This window comes from Roseateles oligotrophus, assembly GCF_025717515.1.
Lineage (GTDB): Bacteria > Pseudomonadota > Gammaproteobacteria > Burkholderiales > Burkholderiaceae_C > Paucibacter_A > Paucibacter_A oligotrophus.
The window spans coordinates 186737-204827 of record NZ_JAJIRN010000009.1 but is presented as its reverse complement, the minus strand read 5'-3'; the positions used below and the strand labels follow the sequence as shown (position 1 = coordinate 204827).

General features: G+C 65.4%; 13 protein-coding genes. 7 read left to right on the top strand and 6 right to left on the bottom strand.

Translation table 11 applies throughout. The features are described from left to right. Nucleotides 1-141 precede the first annotated feature (141 nt). On the top strand, nucleotides 142-651 hold the full coding sequence (locus tag LNV07_RS20140) for an endonuclease V (protein WP_263572972.1): 510 nt from the start codon (nucleotides 142-144) through the stop codon (nucleotides 649-651). 9 nt (nucleotides 652-660) lie between these two features. Here LNV07_RS20140 and LNV07_RS20135 read toward each other — a convergent pair whose 3' ends face one another. Both LNV07_RS20135 and LNV07_RS20130 read right to left on the bottom strand, forming a co-directional pair. Next, on the bottom strand, nucleotides 661-1848 hold the full coding sequence (locus LNV07_RS20135) for a sensor histidine kinase (protein ID WP_263572971.1): 1188 nt from the start codon (nucleotides 1846-1848) through the stop codon (nucleotides 661-663). Next, nucleotides 1838-2422, bottom strand: a complete 585-nt coding sequence (locus tag LNV07_RS20130; RefSeq protein ID WP_263572970.1) for a response regulator — start codon at nucleotides 2420-2422, stop codon at nucleotides 1838-1840. The genes LNV07_RS20135 and LNV07_RS20130 overlap by 11 nt, the downstream gene beginning before the upstream one ends. A 132-nt stretch (nucleotides 2423-2554) precedes the next feature. Here LNV07_RS20130 and LNV07_RS20125 point away from each other — a divergent pair, with 132 nt between their 5' ends. The 3 genes from LNV07_RS20125 to LNV07_RS20115 all read left to right on the top strand — a co-directional run bounded on the left by LNV07_RS20125 (nucleotide 2555) and on the right by LNV07_RS20115 (nucleotide 7031). Continuing rightward, nucleotides 2555-3241, top strand: a complete 687-nt coding sequence (locus tag LNV07_RS20125) for an ABC transporter ATP-binding protein (protein ID WP_263572969.1) — start codon at nucleotides 2555-2557, stop codon at nucleotides 3239-3241. Continuing rightward, nucleotides 3238-5697, top strand: coding sequence for an FtsX-like permease family protein (locus tag LNV07_RS20120; RefSeq protein WP_263572968.1), 2460 nt, complete (start codon nucleotides 3238-3240; stop codon nucleotides 5695-5697). The genes LNV07_RS20125 and LNV07_RS20120 overlap by 4 nt, the downstream gene beginning before the upstream one ends. A gap of 92 nt (nucleotides 5698-5789) precedes the next feature. Next, the gene (locus tag LNV07_RS20115; RefSeq protein ID WP_263572967.1) at nucleotides 5790-7031 is read left to right on the top strand and encodes an acyltransferase family protein; all 1242 of its coding nucleotides are present in this window, start codon (nucleotides 5790-5792) and stop codon (nucleotides 7029-7031) included. On the opposite strand, the gene LNV07_RS20110 is transcribed toward LNV07_RS20115, so the two are convergent. Continuing rightward, the gene (locus tag LNV07_RS20110) at nucleotides 6967-9702 is read right to left on the bottom strand and encodes a response regulator (RefSeq protein WP_263572966.1); all 2736 of its coding nucleotides are present in this window, start codon (nucleotides 9700-9702) and stop codon (nucleotides 6967-6969) included. The two genes, LNV07_RS20115 and LNV07_RS20110, sit on opposite strands and share 65 nt — an antisense overlap. Nucleotides 9703-9916: 214 nt before the next feature. On the opposite strand from LNV07_RS20110, the gene LNV07_RS20105 reads away from it, so the two are divergent. The 3 genes from LNV07_RS20105 to eutC are packed head-to-tail and all read left to right on the top strand — an operon-like array spanning nucleotide 9917 to nucleotide 12524. Next, the gene (locus LNV07_RS20105; RefSeq protein ID WP_263572965.1) at nucleotides 9917-10363 is read left to right on the top strand and encodes a VOC family protein; all 447 of its coding nucleotides are present in this window, start codon (nucleotides 9917-9919) and stop codon (nucleotides 10361-10363) included. A gap of 14 nt (nucleotides 10364-10377) precedes the next feature. Then, nucleotides 10378-11772, top strand: coding sequence for an ethanolamine ammonia-lyase subunit EutB (locus tag LNV07_RS20100; RefSeq protein ID WP_263572964.1), 1395 nt, complete (start codon nucleotides 10378-10380; stop codon nucleotides 11770-11772). Then, nucleotides 11769-12524, top strand: a complete 756-nt coding sequence (eutC, locus tag LNV07_RS20095; RefSeq protein ID WP_263572963.1) for an ethanolamine ammonia-lyase subunit EutC — start codon at nucleotides 11769-11771, stop codon at nucleotides 12522-12524. Before LNV07_RS20100 ends, eutC begins: the two co-directional genes overlap by 4 nt. Nucleotides 12525-12532: 8 nt before the next feature. On the opposite strand, the gene LNV07_RS20090 is transcribed toward eutC, so the two are convergent. The 3 genes from LNV07_RS20090 to LNV07_RS20080 are packed head-to-tail and all read right to left on the bottom strand — an operon-like array spanning nucleotide 12533 to nucleotide 18076. Next, nucleotides 12533-13513, bottom strand: a complete 981-nt coding sequence (locus tag LNV07_RS20090; protein WP_263572962.1) for an AEC family transporter — start codon at nucleotides 13511-13513, stop codon at nucleotides 12533-12535. Continuing rightward, nucleotides 13510-15366 carry an ATP-binding protein gene (locus LNV07_RS20085; protein WP_263572961.1) on the bottom strand — a complete coding sequence of 619 codons (1857 nt, stop codon included), beginning with the start codon at nucleotides 15364-15366 and terminating at the stop codon, nucleotides 13510-13512. The genes LNV07_RS20090 and LNV07_RS20085 overlap by 4 nt, the downstream gene beginning before the upstream one ends. 25 nt (nucleotides 15367-15391) lie before the next feature. Further along, nucleotides 15392-18076 carry a DNA topoisomerase III gene (locus tag LNV07_RS20080; protein WP_263572960.1) on the bottom strand — a complete coding sequence of 895 codons (2685 nt, stop codon included), beginning with the start codon at nucleotides 18074-18076 and terminating at the stop codon, nucleotides 15392-15394. Nucleotides 18077-18091: the final 15 nt, after the last annotated feature.

Here is an 18091-nt window from a genome sequence, read left to right as displayed (position 1 = left end):
GGGGCAAGTCATACGCCAGAACCAGCATTGCATCGTCGCGCAGGTCAGCGCTGTGCATAGACTTGAAAAGCCAGCGAGTTCCGGGCCAAAAATCACCGCTGACCCGGAGGACAATGCGCCAGTTTGCAAACAAAGCCCGCCATGAAACTAGCCATAGATGTGCATTTCGACAGCAGCACCGCCATGGCCGCGGCCGTCGCCTTTGATGACTGGGACGCAGCGGAGCCGACCCGCACTTTCACGTCGCGCATCCAGCATGTCGAGAAAGCCGAGCGCGGCGCGCTGGACCTGCGCGAACTGCCCTGCATCCTGCAACTGCTGCGCGAGCATCGCCTGGAGCCCGAGCTGATCATCATCAATGGCCCGGTGCATCTGGATGCGCAGGAAACGCCCGGCCTGGGCCGCCACCTGTATCACGCGCTCGGCGGCAGCTGCGCCATCATCGGCGTGTCGAAGACGGCGCCGGCGGGCACGCCAGAGCAGTTTGAGGTGCACCGGGAAGAAGAGACCCGGCCGCTGATCGTTACTTGCGTCGACATTGACCTCGGCGCGGCGAAAGCGCGGCTTCGCGCCATGCATGGCCGCAAACGCGTGCCGACCTTGCTGAAACTGGTGACGCGGCTTGCCAAGAACTCGGCGCAGGAACTCTGAAGCGCCGCGTCAAAAACTCAGGACAAAGGCCGCCCCGCCGTCGAGCGGCCGCACCAGGCGCACGCGCCCGCCCATGCCGTGCAGCAACTGGCGCACGACCGTCAGGCCAATGCCCTGGCCGCCTTCGCGGGCGCTGAAGAAGGGCAAAAAGATCTTGCGCTCCAGGCCGGCCGGCACGCCGGGGCCGTTGTCACGCACGCTGATTTGCAAGCGCCCGCCACGGCCCTGGCGGGCTTGCAGCCACAGGCGCGGGGCGGCGACTTCGGCCGTCGCTTGCTCGGCATTGCTGATCAGCGCCAGCAAGACCTGCTCCAGCTGCCCCTCATCGGCGAGCAAGCGCAGGCCCGGCTCGGCGACCTCGACGCTGAGCTCGCCGCCGCGCGCGAGCCAGGCGGGTGCGGCGGCCAGGCGCAAGCGCTGCAGCAAACTTGTGAGGTCGACGGGCGCCAAGACCGGCGCCGGCCAATGGCTGACGCGCCGGTAGGTGGCCACAAAGCTGGACAGGCCCTCGGCTCTTTGAGCGATGCCGTCCAGCGCCAGCCGCAAGTCGCGCTCGACCAAGGGCGGCTCGTCCAGCAACATCTGCGCGGTCTGGCTGAGGCTTTTGATCGGCGTCAGCGAGTTCATGATCTCGTGCGTCAGGATCTGCACCAGCTGTTGCCAGGCCAGCAGCGACTCGGTCTCCAGCTGATTCTCCAGCGGCAGCAGCACCAGCAGCGTCTGCGCCTGCCCGTCCAGTGACAGCGTTTGGCGCTGCAAGGCCCAGCGCTCGCTGCCGCGCTCGGTCTCCAGCGTCTGCGGGCCGCTGTGATTGGCTCCGCGCAAGAGCCGCTGCAGCGCGGCGGGGTCGCGCACCGCACCGGGCGCGGCCAAGCGGCGGGCGCGGGCACTCAGCGCTTGCAAGCGGCCATCGCACCCAAGCGCCCAAGCGGCCACCGGCAGATGTTCGAGCTGGGCCTGCAGCAGGTTCAGGCGATGGTTGTCGGGGGACAGCGCCGGCTCGGGCGGCAACTGCTGCGGCCGCAGCCGCTTGTCGAGATGGGCTTTGGCCATCGGCCAGGCCAGCCCCAAGCCCGCCACAAGGAGCAGGCCCACGCCGACCCAGTCCCGCGCGGCCGGGCCGGCATTGCGGGCCAAGGCGCCGGCGGCCAGCCAGCAGGCGGCCAGCGCCAACAGCCGCAGAAACTCAAAGCCCATGTTTATTCAAGCGCCGGTAAAGCGCCGCGCGCGACAGGCCCAAGCCGCGCGCCGCCGCACTCAAATTGCCCTCGGCCGCCGCCATCGCGGCGAGCAAGGCGGCACGCTCCTGAGCGGCCAGGGAGCGGGCCGGCTCGCTGATAACTTCGGAAACAGACGGGGTAGGCCGGCCAAAGCGCTCCAGCGCCTCGCGGCAGGTGGCGATCAGCCGGACGTTGTCCCAGGGCTTGGTGATGAAATCAAAAGCGCCTCGGCGCAAGGCCTGCACGGCCAGCTCGATATCGGCATAGGCGGTCATCACGACGACCACCGGCGGGCTTCCAAGCTTTTGCACCTCGGCCAGCAGCTGCAAACCTTGCTCGCCCTCGGTACGGCCGGGGCCGAAATTGAGGTCGAGCAGCAAAACACTGGGCCGCAACTTGGCGATGGCCGCCATCAACTCGGCCGGCCGGCGCAGGCAGGTGATAGGCGCCACGCGGCGCTGCAGCAGCAGCTGCGCGGCCAGACCGACGCCGGGGTCGTCGTCGAGCAGCAGGATGCTGTGGTCTTGGAGGATGGGTTCTTCTTCGTTCACGGCTGGCAGTTTCGCAGCATCGCGCGGGCGCGCGCCAGAGGGGTGTTCGATAGCGGACAGGGGGCTTGGCCACTTCTCTTGGAACGCCGATGCTGCGAAGCCTGATCCACCTGTTTCAACAAAATGCCCGCCATGATCGAACTGAGCCAATTGAGCAAACGCCACCGCGCCGGTGACGTCGAAACCACCGCCTTGAACGCCATCGACCTGCGCATCGAAGCCGGCGAATATGTGGCCATCACGGGCCCCTCGGGCTGCGGCAAGTCCACCTTGCTGGGCCTCTTGGGCCTGCTGGACAAGCCCAGCGCCGGCGTCTACCGGCTGGACGGCGAGGACGTGACCCGCAAGACGGCGCGTGAGCTGGCGGCGCTGCGGCGCGGGCGCATCGGCTTTGTGTTTCAGAGCTTCAATCTGGTCGACGACTTGAGCGTGTTTGACAACGTACAACTGGCGCTGCGCTACGGCCCCACGCCCGAGAAAGCCCAGCGCGAGCGCGTCGCCGAGGTGCTGGAGCGGCTGGGCTTGAGCCATCGCGCCGCGCACCGCCCCAGCCAGCTCAGCGGCGGCCAGCAGCAACGCGTGGCGATTGCCCGCGCGATTGCCGCGCGCCCGGCCCTGCTGCTGGCGGATGAGCCGACCGGCAACCTCGACAGCGCGCATGGCCAGGAGGTGATGCACTTGCTGCGTCAGTTGAACGAAGAGGGTACGACGCTGGTGATGGTGACCCACAGCCCCGAGCATGCGGCGCTGGCCTCGCGCACCGTGCGCCTGCTCGACGGTCGGGTGCTGGTGGATGCGCATCTGGAGCAGTACGCATGAAGATGGCGACCTTGTTCAAAGAAGCCTGGGCCGGCCTGTGCCAGCGCGGCTCGGCCACGCTGGTGGCGATGGGCGGGCTGACCGTGGCGATGGCGGTGTGCTTGTTGGTGGCCGTGTTGGCGCTATCGCAATCCGAGGTCGACCCCGGGGTGCCCGAGCCGGAGCGGGTCGTAATGCTGGACTTCAAGCCCAATCAGCCGGGCGAGGAGGCTCGCTGGCAACTGGCCGCGCCGGTCGGCCTGGTGCCGCTGCTCAAAGACCGTGGCCTGCCGCTGGAGTTGATCAGCCGCAGCAGCAGCGAGGGCTTCACCCTCCACATGAATGCGGACGGACAGGAAAGCCTGCAAGTCGTGCGGGTGCTGGCCGCCGACCCCGATCTGCCGGCGCTGATGGGCCTCAAGGCTCTGCATGGCGACCTCTCGGCGACGCTACGCCGCAAGGATGCGATCGCGCTGACCCCGAAGCTGGTGCGCAAGCTCTGGGGTGACCTGCCGCTGGCACAGGCGCTGGGCCGCAGCGTCGAATGCCGGGGCCGCGCCTACCTGGTGACGGCGGTGATTCCGGCCATCGACGCGCGCAGCCCGCTGAACCAGGCGCATGAGGCGATGGCCAGCTTTTTGATGGTCGGCGATGACTTCCGCGGCGGCATCATCGACAGCCCCGAGGCGATAGACACGATCCACCAGGGCAATGGTCAGATCTATGCGCGGCTGCGCCCGGGCGCCAGCGCCGCCGAGCTGGCACCGCTGCTGGAGCAAGCCTACCGGGCCCACCCGCTGTATGCCAAGCTGCCGGCAGAGTGGAAAAACGGGAAGACCGGCCCGAATCAAGCCGCCGCCGAGTTCCGTGCCTTGCCGCTGGCTCAGCTGCCGCTGGAAGGCCAGCCGATGGTCTGGATGCTGCTGGGGGCCTTGGCCGCAGCGGCGGCCTTGCTGTTTCTGCTGGCCGCCATCAACAGCATGAATTTGCAGGCGGCTCAGATGCTGCAGCGCCGCCGCGAAACCGCCTTGCGCCGCAGCCTGGGCGCGACCGATGGCGACCTGCTGCGGCTCTGGGGCCTGGAGACGCTGCTCACGCTGCTGATCAGCGCAGCCGGCGCCGCCTTGCTGGCCTGGTGGCTGGCACCGGCCGTCGCCGATTGCTTGGGTCTGAGCGCCGAGCGGCCGGTGGCCGACGCCTTGCCTGCGCGCGCCTTGCTGGGCCTGGGGCTGACGGTGCTGGCGCTGCTGCCCTTGACGCTGGCCCTGCCGGCCACCATGGCCTTGCGGCAAGTGCCGGCACCGGCCCTGCAGGGCCGCACAGCCAGCGAAGGCCCATGGGGTCGGCGCATCCGCCAAGGTCTGCTGACGCTGCAACTGGGCGGCGCCCTGCTTTTGCTGGCGCTGACCGGCGTGCTGAGCTTGCAGCATCGCTATTTATTGAACGCCGACCGGGGCATAGACACCCATAACCGCTTGATCCTGAGCGCCATGGTCGAGCGCGACTTCGTGCCCAAGATGGACGCCTTTGTCGAGGGCCTGCGCCAGCATCCGGCGATTCAACATTTCGCCTTCAGCTCGGCCCGCCCGGCCATGGATGTTGGCGGCCCGAGCGAATTTCATGTCGGCCCCAAGGGCGACAAGCAGATGTTGCGCATGACGGTCGCATCGCCGAGCTTCTTCGACACCTATGGCATCAAGGTCTTGGCCGGCGATCCGCTCAAGGGCAGCGGCGAGGGGCGCCTCGTCATCGATGCCAAGGCCGCACGCCGGCTCGGTTTTGCCACGCCGCAGGACGCCGTCGGCGCGCTGCTGCGCGGCGGCGGGGACATGGTCAAAGAGGGCCAGGCCCAGCGCCGGATCATGGCGGTGGTCGGCGACATCAAGCAGGAGTCGGCCCGCGACGCGGCGCTGCCGCAGGGCTTCATGCTCAGCGACGAGCCGCAATGGGATTTGACCGTCCACGGCCCCGACGCGGCGGCGCTGCGCCAGGCCTTGGAGGATGTCTGGAAGAGTCACGGCCCGCCGCTGGTGCATATGGTCTGGACGGCCGATGAGCAGCGCAATATGGTCTACCGCCAGGAGCAGGTGATGAGCTGGGTACTGGCTGCGGTGTCCTTGCTGGCGGTGGCGGTGGCGATGCTGGGCGCTTACGCGCTGGTGGCCGATACCTTGCGCCGCCGCCGTACCGAGTTGGTGCTGCGGCGTCTGCACGGCGCCAGCCATCTGGCCATCGCCCGCGAGGTGGCGGCCGAATTCGCGACGCCGCTGGCGCTGGCCGGCCTGCTGGGCCTGCCCTTGGCCGCCTTGCTGGGCCAAGGCTATCTGGCCGACTTTGTCGACCACATCGATCTGCTCTCCGGCCTGGCCCTGCCCTTGTTAGCGGCCGCGCTGCTGACCCTGGCCGTCACCGGCCTGGCGGCGCTGCGGCATCTGCGCCTGGCCTTGGCGCTGCAGCCGATCGAAGCGCTGCAGTAGCCAGAACGCCCATTCGCTCCATTTCGCCCCAGGCCCGATCCGGCTCGCCCCATTCGGCTTGCCGGCATCGCGGCCGGCGGCGATGCTGAGGCATGGACAAACATCTTCACCCCCAAGCCCCCGCGCCCAAAACACAGCGCCTGTTCTTCCTCGATTGGTTGCGCATCCTGGCCTTTGGCTTGCTGGTTTTTTATCACGTCGGCATGTATTACGTCAGTTGGGGCTGGCATGTCAAAAGTGCCACGCTGGTGACTGCGCTTGAGCCGCTGATGATGCTCAGCTCGCCCTGGCGCATGGCGCTGCTGTTCTTCATCTCGGGCGCGGCCACGCAGGCCTTGATGCGCAAGACCCAAGGCGCGGGCCTGCTCAAGCAGCGCAGCGCAAGGCTGCTGTGGCCGCTCTTGTTCGGCATGTTCATCATCGTGCCGCCGCAGTCGTATTTCGAGGTCGTCTACAAGCTCGGCTTTGAGGGCAGCTATCCGGACTTCATGCAACGCTATCTGGCGGCCGACCCGAACTTCTGCCGGATCGAAGCAGGCGCGCGCCGCTGCCTGACTGTGCCGACCTGGAATCATCTGTGGTTCTTGCCCTACCTCTGGATTTACACGGTGCTGGCCTGGGCGCTCGTGAAGACATCGGGGCCGCAGCTCGATCGTCTGAGCGCATTGATCGCCCGCAGTGGACCAGCTACCCTGATGCTCGGCCTGGCGCTGCCCTTGATGTTCTCGCGCCTGACGCTGGTGCAATTCGAGGGGACCAACAACCTGGTCTGGGACTGGTACAACCACGCCCAATACCTGAGCGTGTTCCTACTCGGCCTCTTGTGCATGCGCGGCACCGCTGTTGATGACAGTCTATGGGCCAACATCGCCCGGCTGCGCTGGCCGGCGCTGCTGCTGGCCTTGACGGCTTGGGGTCTGCTGCAAGGCTATTTCAGCCACTATGCCGAAACCCCTCCGCCTTTTCTGCTGCGCATGGCGACCCGGCTGCTCTGGGGCGGGATGCAATGGTGGGCGATCATGGCGGCCTGCGGCTTCGCCAAGCAATGGCTGAACTTCGACGGCGCCTGGCGCCGGCGTCTGAGCAGCTCGGTGTTCTGCGTCTACATCCTGCACCAGACCGTCATCATCTTGCTGACGCAAGCGCTGCGGCCGCTGGGCTTGGCGCCGGGGATAGAGGCGCCGCTGCTGATTGCCTTGACCCTTGCCATCTGCCTGCTGAGTTATGCCGGACTGCGCCGCCTGCCTTTTTCTCTCGTCATCATGGGCATCACGGAACGGCCGGACGCGGCGCCGCATCGTTCCGAGGATTCAGCGCGTTCAATTCCTTCGTGAAGCCGATCAGGCCGCTGCTTGCGGCCTCGATCTGCGCCGGCAATTGCGCCAACCAGTCCGCAACGGGCGCCTCGCCCCGCTTCAGCGCCTCCTCCCCAAGGCCGGCAAAGGCGGCAAGCCGAGCGGCGCCCAAGGTGGCGGCCATGCCCTTGAAGCTGTGCAAGGCCAACTGCGCCTCGCCAAGCTGTGCGGTCAGCAGGCATGCACCGAGCTGCGCAGGAAGTTGCCTCGCCGAGTCCGAAAAGGAATTTGACATACGGGCAAACAGGGCTGTATTGCCCATGAAGCGGTCGATCGCGGCTTGCAACTCAAAGCCCTGCCCGAGTGCCCGGTCACACAGCTCCAGCGGCAGCCTCAGGGTCGGAAGGACGCGCTGGACGCGCGGGCTTGCGGCCATTTTCGCGGGCCCTTGCTCGGGCGCCGGGCGGCGCGTCAGGCGCAGCACGAGCCGCAGCAAGGCATCAATCTCGAAGGGCTTGCCGACAAAATCATTCATGCCCGCCTGCAAACAGGCCTCCCGATCCGCGCCCGCGGCATTCGCCGTCATCGCCACGATGGGCAGCTCGAGCAGACCCAGCTCGGCGCGTATCAATCGACTCGCCGTAACGCCGTCCATCACCGGCATCTGCATGTCCATCAAAACCAAGTCAAAGGCCTGACTACGGCCCCGCAAAAGCTCAAGCGCCTGCTGCCCATCGCCGGCCACGATGACGGTGGCGCCAACATCCTCCAGCAGCTGCTGCGCAACCTGCTGATTGAGCGGGTTATCCTCAACCAGCAAGAGCCGCAGGCCATCCAGTGGCCGCGGCCTGGCGCTGCCATCTTTGGCCGGCGCCTCGGCTGTGGTTTGCGCCGCCGCCTCGGCCAGCATGGCGGCGGTGAAGGGTTTGATCAGCACGCCAGCCAGCAGCGCTTGCTCGGCCGGCTCAAGCCGCGTCAACCGCTCATGCTCCAGGCTATCAAGCATGCCAATGATGGCCACATCGGCCGGCAAACCGGCCGCACGCAAGCTCCGGCAAAGCGCCAATGCGTCGCCGCCAAGCTCTTGAAAGTCCAGCAGCACGAGCCGCCTTGCGCTGGTTTGAGGCGGCATGCGGCAATGACTCAGCAATTGCTCGGTGTCGTCGGCCACCAGCATCGTCCAGCCGAGCACGCCGCCCATATGCGCCACCACCCGACGCACGCTGGGCTGGCTCACCAGCAGATGCAGTTCGCAATCGGCAGGCGCCGCTGCAGCTGCCACCGCCAGCGCCTCCGCGGCCTCGCCGCTGGCGGGCGCCAAGCAGGGCAAGTTCAGCTCGAAGGCGAAGCGGCTGCCCGCGCCCAGGCTGCTTTCCAGCCCCAGCTCGGCGCCCATCAAGGCCAATAGGCGCCGACTGATCGACAGGCCCAGACCGGTGCCGCCAAACTTGCGCGTGGTCGACGCCTCGGCCTGGCTGAAGCCTTCGAAGATGCCGGCCTGCTTGTCCGGCGCAATGCCTATGCCGCTGTCACGCACCGCGATCTCGACACGCACCGAAGCCGCCGAGCGCTCAATCACCCGCATCGACAGCAGCACCTCGCCCGCGGCGGTGAATTTGATGGCGTTGGAACTCAGATTGATCAGCACCTGCTGCAGACGCAGCGCATCGGCGACCAAGACCGGCGGCAGCGCCGGATCGATGTCAAACAGCAGCTGCACCGGCTTGTCACCCAGGTTGGCGGACAAGATCACCGACAACTCGCGCAGCAAGGTTTCGACGCGGAAGGGCTGCGGGTCCAATTCCATCTTGCCGGCCTCGACCTTGGAGAAGTCGAGAATATCGTTCAGCAGACCCAGCAGCGAACGAGCGGCACCCTCGGTCTTGCCGGCATAGTCGGCCTGCCGCGCGTTCAAATCGGTGCGTCGCAGCAGCGCCAACATGCCGAGGATGGCATTCATCGGCGTGCGGATTTCGTGGCTCATATTGGCCAGAAAACTTGACTTGGCCTGGCTGGCCTGCGCCGCCTCCAAGGTGATTTTCTGCAGCCTGAGGTTGTCTGCGGCCTGCAGCTGGGTCAGGCGCTGCAAAGACGCCGCGGCCTGGGCAAAGTTGCTTTGGATCTGCGCCAGGCTGCGCATCAGGTAGTCCATCGCACCGACGCAGCCCAGGCTGGCGACCAGCAAACGCAGCGCCACATTGGCTTCCGCATTGCCCTGGCCAAACACGAGTGCCACCATCAGCAGCGGCGCCAGGGACCAGAGCCTTGCCATCCGCAAGGGCAAGACCACGTAAAAGAACACGATGCCCGGAATATTGAGCAGCAGGGGCAAGAACCCATTGAGCTGGGTCGCCACCAACTGAATCAACATGAAGAGGCCGGCCAGCATGCCGGCATCGAGCGCCCTTGGCTGCGAGCTGTTGCGCAAGCGCAGATAGAAAATGGAGAACAGGATCAAAGTCGAAGACGGCATCGCGACCTGCTGCCAATTACCGCTTCCGCGGCCCCACAGCCAAAGCCCCGCCAGCGCCAAGGCCAAACTCAGCATCGCTGCCAGGCCGCAGGTTCCGGCCAAGGTTTGAACGCCTATTTTCAGCAATATGGCCTCGGAATCGGTGACCGCAGCCCTGAGCTGCTCGACCTCGCTGCTGGAGGCCTCGGCGGCGTCCGCCGGCAGGGCCTTGACTTGGGCTGCAGCCGGATCGCTCATGCCCGCAAACAAGCCATCGAGGTGCTACCGAGTCGGGATCGACTGGCTAACAGGCTTTTTCTGAGACACATGGCAGGTCAGACGCGAGTTGCGGGCTGCAATGATTGTTGCCCAAAATCGCCATCTTGGGCATCGCAGAACCGGACTAGTTTTCTGCAGGTTTGCCGTTCTGCCCCGACAATCCGGCCCAATCGATAGCAAAAGGAGCCCCGCTATGAAATACCTGCACACCATGGTCCGCGTCACCGATCTCGACGCCTCGATGAAGTTCTACCGCGATGCGCTCGGCATGGTCGAGGTGCGTCGCAGCGAACACGAGGCCGGCCGCTTCACGCTGGTCTACCTGGCAGCACCCGGCAATGAGGCCGGCAAATACCAGCCGCAGGTCGAGCTGACTTACAACTGGCCGGACGCCGATGGCAAGTCCGAACAGTACAGCGGCGGCCGCAATTTCGGCCATCTGGCCTTTGCCGTGCCCGACATCTATGCCGCCTGCCAGCGCCTGCTGGACCACGGCGTGGTCGTGGTGCGCCCGCCGCGCGATGGCCGCATGGCTTTTGTGCGCTCGCCCGATCTGATCTCGGTCGAGCTGCTGCAAGACGGCCCGGCGCTGGCTGCCGCCGAGCCCTGGATCTCGATGCCGAATATCGGCGGCTGGTAAGGCCGAGTAGGGCCATGGCTTTTCAGGCAGCGGTTGGCGTCGTCAACTATGGTTTTTCAGATCTGCGCGAGTTATTGGCCAAGGCCTCGCCGGCCCGCTCGGGTGACCAATTAGCCGGCGTGGCCGCCGAGACGGCGCAAGAGCGGGTGGCGGCGCGGCGCGCCCTGGCCGAAGTGCCGCTGCGACTGTTCTTGAATCACTTGCTGATCCCCTACGAGACGGATCAAGTCAGCCGCCTGATCATCGACAGCCATGACGCGGCGGCGTTTGCGCCGGTCGCGCATTTGAGTGTCGGGTCTTTACGCGACTGGCTGCTGTCGGATGCCGCCACGCCGACCGCCTTGGCCGCACTCGCGCCGGGCCTGACGCCCGAGATGGTGGCCGCCGTCAGCAAGCTGATGCGCAACCAGGACCTGATCCTGGTCGCCAGCCGCTGCCGCGTCGTGACGCGTTTTCGCTCGACGCTGGGCCTGCCCGGCCACTTGGCTGTGCGCCTGCAACCCAACCACCCGACCGACAGCCCGGCCGGCATCGTCGCCAGCATCCTTGACGGCCTGATGTATGGCGCCGGCGACGCCGTCATCGGCATCAATCCGGCGGCCGACAGCGTGGCCGCAATGACGCGGCTCTTGCACCTGCTGGACGAGCTGATTCAGCGCCACCAGATCCCGACGCAGAGCTGCGTGCTCACGCATGTCAGCAACACGCTGCAAGCGATCGAGGCGGGCGCGCCGGTCGATCTGGTGTTCCAGTCGATCGCCGGCAGCGAGGCGGCGAATCGCAGCTTCGGCATCGACTTGGGCCTGCTCGACGAAGCCCATGCGGCGGCGCTGTCGCTGCGGCGCGGCCAGACGAACGTGATGTATTTCGAGACCGGCCAGGGCAGCGCCTTGTCGGCCAACGCGCACCACGGCGTTGATCAGCAGACGATGGAAGCGCGCGCCTATGCGGTGGCGCGCCGCTATGAACCGCTCTTGGTCAACACGGTGGTCGGCTTCATCGGGCCGGAGTATTTATTCGACGGCAAGCAGATCATCCGCGCCGGCCTGGAGGATCATTTCTGCGGCAAGCTGCTGGGTCTGCCGATGGGCTGCGACATCTGCTACACCAATCATGCCGAGGCCGACCAGGACGATATGGACAATCTGCTGGTCTTGCTGGCCAGCGCCGGGCTCAACTTCATGATGGGCGTGCCGGGCGCCGATGATGTGATGCTGAATTACCAGAGCACCTCGTTTCACGACGCGCTGTTCGTGCGCAAGCTGCTCGGGCTGAAGCGGGCGCCCGAGTTCGAGGCTTGGCTTCAAAGCATGGGCATCACCGATGCCAACGGCGATCTGCTACCAACGGCTCAGGGTCAGTCATTGTTGGCCAGTACGCTAACCAAACAAATAGGCGGCCTGTCATGAACCGCGAAATCGCGCCCGACCCTTGGAGCGAACTGCGGCGCCACACCCCCGCTCGCTTGGGGCTTGGTCGCGCCGGCACCAGCCTGCCGACGCGCGAGTTGCTGGACTTCGGCGCCGCCCATGCGCAGGCGCGCGATGCGGTGCTGCTGCCACTGGATGTGGCGGGCCTAAGCACCGAGTTGAGCGGAGTCGGACTCGAATGCCTGAGCGTGCAAAGCCAGGCTTCGAACCGCGAGGTCTATTTGCGCCGGCCCGATCTGGGGCGACGGCTCGCTGCGGAAAACGTCGAGGGCCTGCAGGCCTTGGCGGCCGAGCCGGTCGATCTGGCCATCGTGCTGGGCGACGGCTTGTCGGCCATCGCCACCCAGCGCCACGCAGCGGCGCTGCTCGTTCAACTCAAGCAGGTGCTAGGCGAGCGGCTGACTTGGGCGCCGCTGGTGATCGCCACCCAGGCGCGCGTAGCGCTGGGCGATGAGATCGGCGCGCTGCTGGGAGCCCGGGCGGTGCTGATGCTGCTGGGCGAGCGGCCGGGCCTGAGTTCGCCCGACAGCCTGGGCGCCTACCTGACCTTTGGCCCGCGCGTCGGCCGCAACGATGCCGAGCGCAACTGCGTCAGCAATATCCGGCCGGAAGGGCTTGCGCCCGACTTGGCGGCCAAGCGCCTGGCCTGGCTGCTGCAGGAGGCGCTAAGGCGAAGGCTCAGCGGTGTGGCGCTGAAGGACGACAGCGAGCGCGAGTTACTGGGCGGCTGAGGTTTTTTTCAACTCGCCGTGAGCCAACTCAGAACGGCAAGCCAGAGCGGCGCCGTCAGCACAAACAGCAAGGTCGAGGCGACGATGGCCGCCGTTGTTTCGCCCTCTTGCGTGCGGTAGCGCTGGGCGAAGATCAAGGCGTTGGAGCCGGTCGGCAGCGCCGCCGCCATCACGATCACTGACAGAGGCACGCCGCTCAGGCCAAAGCCCCAATGCGCCACCACCAGCACCAGGGCCGGCATGAGCAGCAGCTTCAAGGCCGCCAGCCCCAGCACGCCGCGCCAGGCCTTGGGCCAGCCGTAATAGGCCAAGGACATGCCAATCAAGGTCAGGCACAGCGGCACCACCGCCGTGCCCAGCATCTGCAACACCTCATCCAGGACGGTGGGCAAGGCGACACCGGTCGAATTGAAGATCAGCCCGGCCAGCACCGGCAGCACGACCGGGTGGATCACCGTGTTGCGCACCGTGGTCGCCAAGGTGCTCGCGAGCCCTGCGGCATCGGGTCTTGCACGCGCCAGATCCAGCTCCACCAGCAAGGTCGAGAGGGTCAGCAAGGTCAAGGCGTGCATGCTGATGACGGTGATGTGGATCGCCAGACCGGCCTCGCCGAAGATGCCGGCGGCAAAAGGCACGCCGATCTGCAAGGTGTTGCCGAAGCTGATGGTGATGGCCTGCACGCTTGGCGCGGCGGCCGCAGTCTCGGCGTGGCTGCGCCAGCGCTGCCAACCGTAAACCAGCAGCAAAAGCAGCACCGCCGGTATGAAAAAAGCCGCCAGCGTCAGCCAGGGCAGGCTGGCCAGATCGAGCCTCGCGGTGGTGCGGAACAGCAGCGCCGGCGCGAAAATATAGAAGGCCACATTGGAGAGCACGCGCGCCGGGTCATTGCCGCCGGTGCCTTCGCCCAACCAGCGCATGCGCCCGACAAACCAACCGATCGCCACCGCGATAAAAATCGCCAGCAGCTTGTAGAACACCGCTATCGTCATCCGCTCGTCGGCAAACGCAGTTCAAAGGAAAAGCGGCTACCGGCGCCAAATTCGCTGTGGACATGGATTTCGCTACCCATCTCGCGCATCAACTGCTGGCTGATCGACAAGCCCAGGCCGGTGCCCCCCAGGCAGCGGGCGTCATCAACCACTTGTTCGAAGGGCTGGAAGAGCCGCACCAGTTGATGGTCCGCGATGCCGATGCCGGTGTCGCTGACCTCGAAATTGATCCGTGCCATGCCCTGCTGCAGACTCAGCAGTCGCACCGTCAGGCCGACGCTGCCTGAATCGGTGAATTTGAGCGCGTTCGAGAGCAGATTCAGCAAGACCTGACGCAGGCGCTGACCATCGACCATCACTCTTAAGGGCAGTTGCAGCGCCAGATCGATATTGAACAACATCTGCTTTTGCTCGATACGCAGGCGCACGCTGTCACACACCATGTCCAAGAGCGCGCGCAGGTCGACCGAGCTCGGCTGCAGGCGCACCTTGCCGGCTTCGATGCTGGCGGTGTCCAGCACATCGGTGATCAGGCTGAGCAAATGCTCACCCGAATCGCGCACCTGAGCGATCTTGCTTTGCTGCGCCGCTGTCAGGCTATCGTCCATCTGCAGCAATTGCGTGAAACCCAGGATCCCATTCAGCGGCGTACGGAACTCATGGCTCATGGTCGCCAGAAAGCGGCCCTTGGCCTGGCTGGCGGCCTCGGCGCGGTGCTTGGCCTGGCTCAACTCCAGCGTGCGCTCGGCCACCAATTCTTCCAGGTGATCGCGGTGATGGGTCAACTCCTGTTCGGCCAGGCGCCGTTGGCTGATATCGCTGACCATGCCTTCGATACGCGTACCGCGACCATCGGCGGGGGGCACGACATGGGCGCTGAGTTCGACCCATAACTGCTTGCCATCACGGTTTGCGATCAACAGCGGCACTTGTTGCAGCAAACGGTAACGGAACAGCGCGCGGGCGACGCGCTTGTACTCCGGCGCCTCCACCTGCACCAGCGCGCGCAGGCGCCGCGCGGCCTTGAGCGCCTCTTGCGGGGAGGCATAGCCCAGCATCTGCGCCAAGGCCCGGTTCAAGCTCAAAAGCCGGCCTTTGGCGTCGGCCTGAAAAATCCCTTCGGTGGCATTCTCGAACAGACTGCGATAGCGTTCCTCGCTGCGCCGAACGTCGACCGACGAGGCCAGCAGGCGCTCGCTCATCGAATTGAATTGCTGCGTCAAAACACCGATTTCATCGCTGTGCTCGACCTCGGTGCTGGCCCCCAACTCTCCAGCGGCCACCCGTTGCGCCAAGGCGCCTAGCCGTTTGACCGGCCTTGTCACGAGACGATTCACCAGCACAAAACTGGTCAAAATAACCGCCGCCAAGGTGGCAGCGAGCAGGCCGGCCACGAAGCGACGTGTGTGCCTGACCTGGGCCTGCACCAACTCGGCCGTCGAGACCAGCACCGCGTTGGCAACCAGCGTCGGTTCCGCATGCGGGCTGCTCTGATACAACACCGGGAACTCGCGGCGCAGGGGTTGCACCGGCGGCCGACTGCGCTCGCGCCGCAACGGCGCCACGTTGACGCCGAGGCTGACCATCTCGATCGCATGCACCTCGGGGTCAGCCATCACCGCATCGAGCAGGTTCTCGATCGCCGTGCCGTCCAGGTTCCAGATCGGGGCGGCAAAACTGCGCGCCACCAAATCCGCCATGCGTTGTTCGCGCTGCACCAGTGCCAGCGACAACTCACGCTCTTCGGCGGCGGTCCAGTACCAACCCAGCGCGAGCACCAGAATGCTCGCCACCAGCCCGATTCCGGCGATCAAGCGGGTCTGAATTCCGATACTCACCGGGCTGCGTCCCATACCTCAACTCCTGCGCGGCTGGCGCCTAAGCGGCGGCGGCGGTTTTTTTGACCGCCGCTTTCTTGGCCGGCGCTTTCTTGGCCGCGACCTTTTTGGCGGCTACCGTCTTGGTCGCCGTCTTGGCGGGAGCGGCCGTCTTGGCTGCGGCCGGCTTGGCACCGGGCTTCAGCGCACGCGGCTCGAACTCGAACATCACCTTGCCCTCCTTCTTGTCATAGGCCAGATAGGCCTTGAACTTGCGGCGGGTCTTGTTGGAGACAAAGTTCTCCAACAAGGCGGTCTTGCCCTCGGCCAGCAGCTTTTGCATCTGCGCCGCTTCGATCGGCTGCTGCAAGATGATCTTGCCACTCTTGAAGTCGCAAGTCACCGCGGCGCCGACCGCGTGCTCGCACACATAGTTGGACCCATGTTCGTAGACATGACCCTGGCATTTCGGGCAGGCGCCGAGCGAGGTTTGCGCGCTGAAGTCGACCGGCTCGCCGTCGCCCTCGGCCTTCTTGGCGTCTTCACCGAAGTCGAATTCGAGCTTCCAGTTGTTGATCTCGTCGTCATAGACCAGCGCCAACTCGGCCGTGAAGGGCCAGCCGGCCTTGGAGCGGAAGCCTTCCAGCGGGCCGATCTTCTTGTCCGTCAAGAACTTCTCGACCTCATGCAACTCGAAGCTGCGCCCGCCGGGGATCTTGCCGATCGAGAAGCCGCAGCCTTCCGCGTCGCCAACTTTGCCCACGCAGGTGTAGCGACGGTAGTTTTCCTTGACGACGCCGCCGCATTTCGGGCAGGGAGCCTTCAGCGTCGCGTAGTCGCCGGGGATGGTGTCGCGGTCATATTCCTTGGCTTTTTGCACGATGCGCTCGGTCATCGCGGCGATCTCGGCCATGAAGCTGTCGCGGTTCAAGCGGCCTTTTTCCATCTCGGCCAGCTTGAATTCCCAGTTGCCGGTCAGCTCGGGTTTGGTCAGCTCCTGCACATCCAGGCCGCGCAACAGCGTCATCAGCTGGAAGGACTTGGCGGTCGGCACCAGCTCGCGGCCATCGCGCAGCATGTACTTCTCCATGATCAAGCCTTCGATGGTGGCGGCGCGAGTGGCTGGCGTGCCCAGACCCTTCTCGGTCATCGCCGCGCGCAGCTCCTCGTCATCGATCAACTTGCCCGCACCTTCCATCGCCGACAACAGCGTCGCCTCGGTATAGCGGGCCGGCGGCTTGGTCTGCAAACTCTTTACATCGACGGACTCGGTGCGCACCACTTCGCCCGGGGCCACCGCGACCAAGTTGGCGTCGTCCTCCTGCACCTCTTTGCCATAAACGGCCAACCAGCCCGGCTTGACCAGCACCTTGCCGTTGGTCTGGAAGTTCAGCTCCTTACCCTGAGCCTTGACGGTGGAGATGCGCGTCGTCACCATGAATTCGGCCGGCGGGAAGAAGACGCCCAAGAAGCGCTTGACCACCATGTCATAGAGCTTGGCCTCGATATCGCTGAGGCTCTTGGGCGCTTGCAGCGTCGGGATGATGGCGAAGTGATCCGACACCTTGGCGTTGTCGAAGACCTTCTTGGTCGGCTTGATATAGCCTTCCTTCAAGGCCTTGCGGGCGTGAACCGACAGTTCGCGCAGCGGCCCCGGCATATCCTCGTTGGCGATCATCTCGGCGGTCTGTTTGGCCACGGCCAGATAGTCCTCGGGCAGGTAGCGCGAGTCGGTTCTCGGGTAGGTCAGCACCTTGTGCTTTTCGTACAAGGCCTGCGCCAGGCTCAGCGTCGTCTTGGCCGAGAAACCGAAGCGCGAATTGGCTTCGCGCTGCAAGGTCGTCAGGTCATAGAGGCCGCCGCAGCTGCTGCTGGTGGGCTTGCTTTCCTCGCGCACGCTGGCCGGTTGGCCGAGTGCGGCCATCGCGATGGCGTCGGCATCGGCGCGGTTCCAGACCCGGTCGGCGCGGCGCTCCAGGTCCTCGTCCTTCTTCCAGGCCGGGTCAAACCACTTGCCCTCGTATTGGCCCGCCGCAGCGTCAAAATTGGCCCGCACTTCCCAATAGTCACGCGAGACATGCTTGCGGATCTTTTCTTCGCGCTCGACCACGATGGACAGCGTCGGCGTCTGCACCCGGCCCACGGTGGTCAGGAAGAAACCACCATCACGCGAATTGAAGGCCGTCATCGCCCGCGTGCCGTTGATGCCGACCAGCCAATCGGCCTCGGAGCGGCAACGCGCGGCATCGGCCAGCGGCAGCATCTGCGCGTCACTCTTGAGCTTCTCGAAGCCGTCGCGGATCGCCTGCGGCGTCATCGACTGCAACCACAGCCTGTCGATCGGCTTGTTGATCGCCGCCTTCGCGGTGCCCGCGTATTGAACGATCAGACGGAAGATCAGCTCGCCCTCGCGGCCCGCGTCACAGGCGTTGATCAGGTGCGTAACGTCCTTGCGGCGGATCAGCTTGACCAGCGCGTTCAACCGACCCTTGACCTTGTCGATAGGGTTCAGATCAAAGTGCGGCGGGATCACCGGCAGATTGGCAAAGCTCCATTTGCCCCGCTTAACGTCGAATTCCTCCGGTGCCTTGATCTCGACCAAATGGCCGACGGCCGAGCTGACCACATATTGGTCGCTCTCGAAATATTCATCATGCTTTTCGAACTTGCCGGCGCTGCTGGTCAGCGCGCGGACGATGTCTTGAGCCACAGAGGGCTTCTCGGCAATGATCAGGGTCTTGCTCATGATGATGATGTTTTC

Coding starts and splice junctions, on each gene's coding strand:
- LNV07_RS20140 (WP_263572972.1), top strand. CDS start 142: ATGAAACTAGCCATAGATGTGCATTTCGACAGCAGCACCGCCATGGCC.
- LNV07_RS20135 (WP_263572971.1), bottom strand. CDS start 1,848: ATGGGCTTTGAGTTTCTGCGGCTGTTGGCGCTGGCCGCCTGCTGGCTG.
- LNV07_RS20125 (WP_263572969.1), top strand. CDS start 2,555: ATGATCGAACTGAGCCAATTGAGCAAACGCCACCGCGCCGGTGACGTC.
- LNV07_RS20120 (WP_263572968.1), top strand. CDS start 3,238: ATGAAGATGGCGACCTTGTTCAAAGAAGCCTGGGCCGGCCTGTGCCAG.
- LNV07_RS20115 (WP_263572967.1), top strand. CDS start 5,790: ATGGACAAACATCTTCACCCCCAAGCCCCCGCGCCCAAAACACAGCGC.
- LNV07_RS20110 (WP_263572966.1), bottom strand. CDS start 9,702: ATGAGCGATCCGGCTGCAGCCCAAGTCAAGGCCCTGCCGGCGGACGCC.
- LNV07_RS20105 (WP_263572965.1), top strand. CDS start 9,917: ATGAAATACCTGCACACCATGGTCCGCGTCACCGATCTCGACGCCTCG.
- LNV07_RS20100 (WP_263572964.1), top strand. CDS start 10,378: ATGGCTTTTCAGGCAGCGGTTGGCGTCGTCAACTATGGTTTTTCAGAT.
- eutC (WP_263572963.1), top strand. CDS start 11,769: ATGAACCGCGAAATCGCGCCCGACCCTTGGAGCGAACTGCGGCGCCAC.
- LNV07_RS20090 (WP_263572962.1), bottom strand. CDS start 13,513: ATGACGATAGCGGTGTTCTACAAGCTGCTGGCGATTTTTATCGCGGTG.
- LNV07_RS20085 (WP_263572961.1), bottom strand. CDS start 15,366: ATGGGACGCAGCCCGGTGAGTATCGGAATTCAGACCCGCTTGATCGCC.
- LNV07_RS20080 (WP_263572960.1), bottom strand. CDS start 18,076: ATGAGCAAGACCCTGATCATTGCCGAGAAGCCCTCTGTGGCTCAAGAC.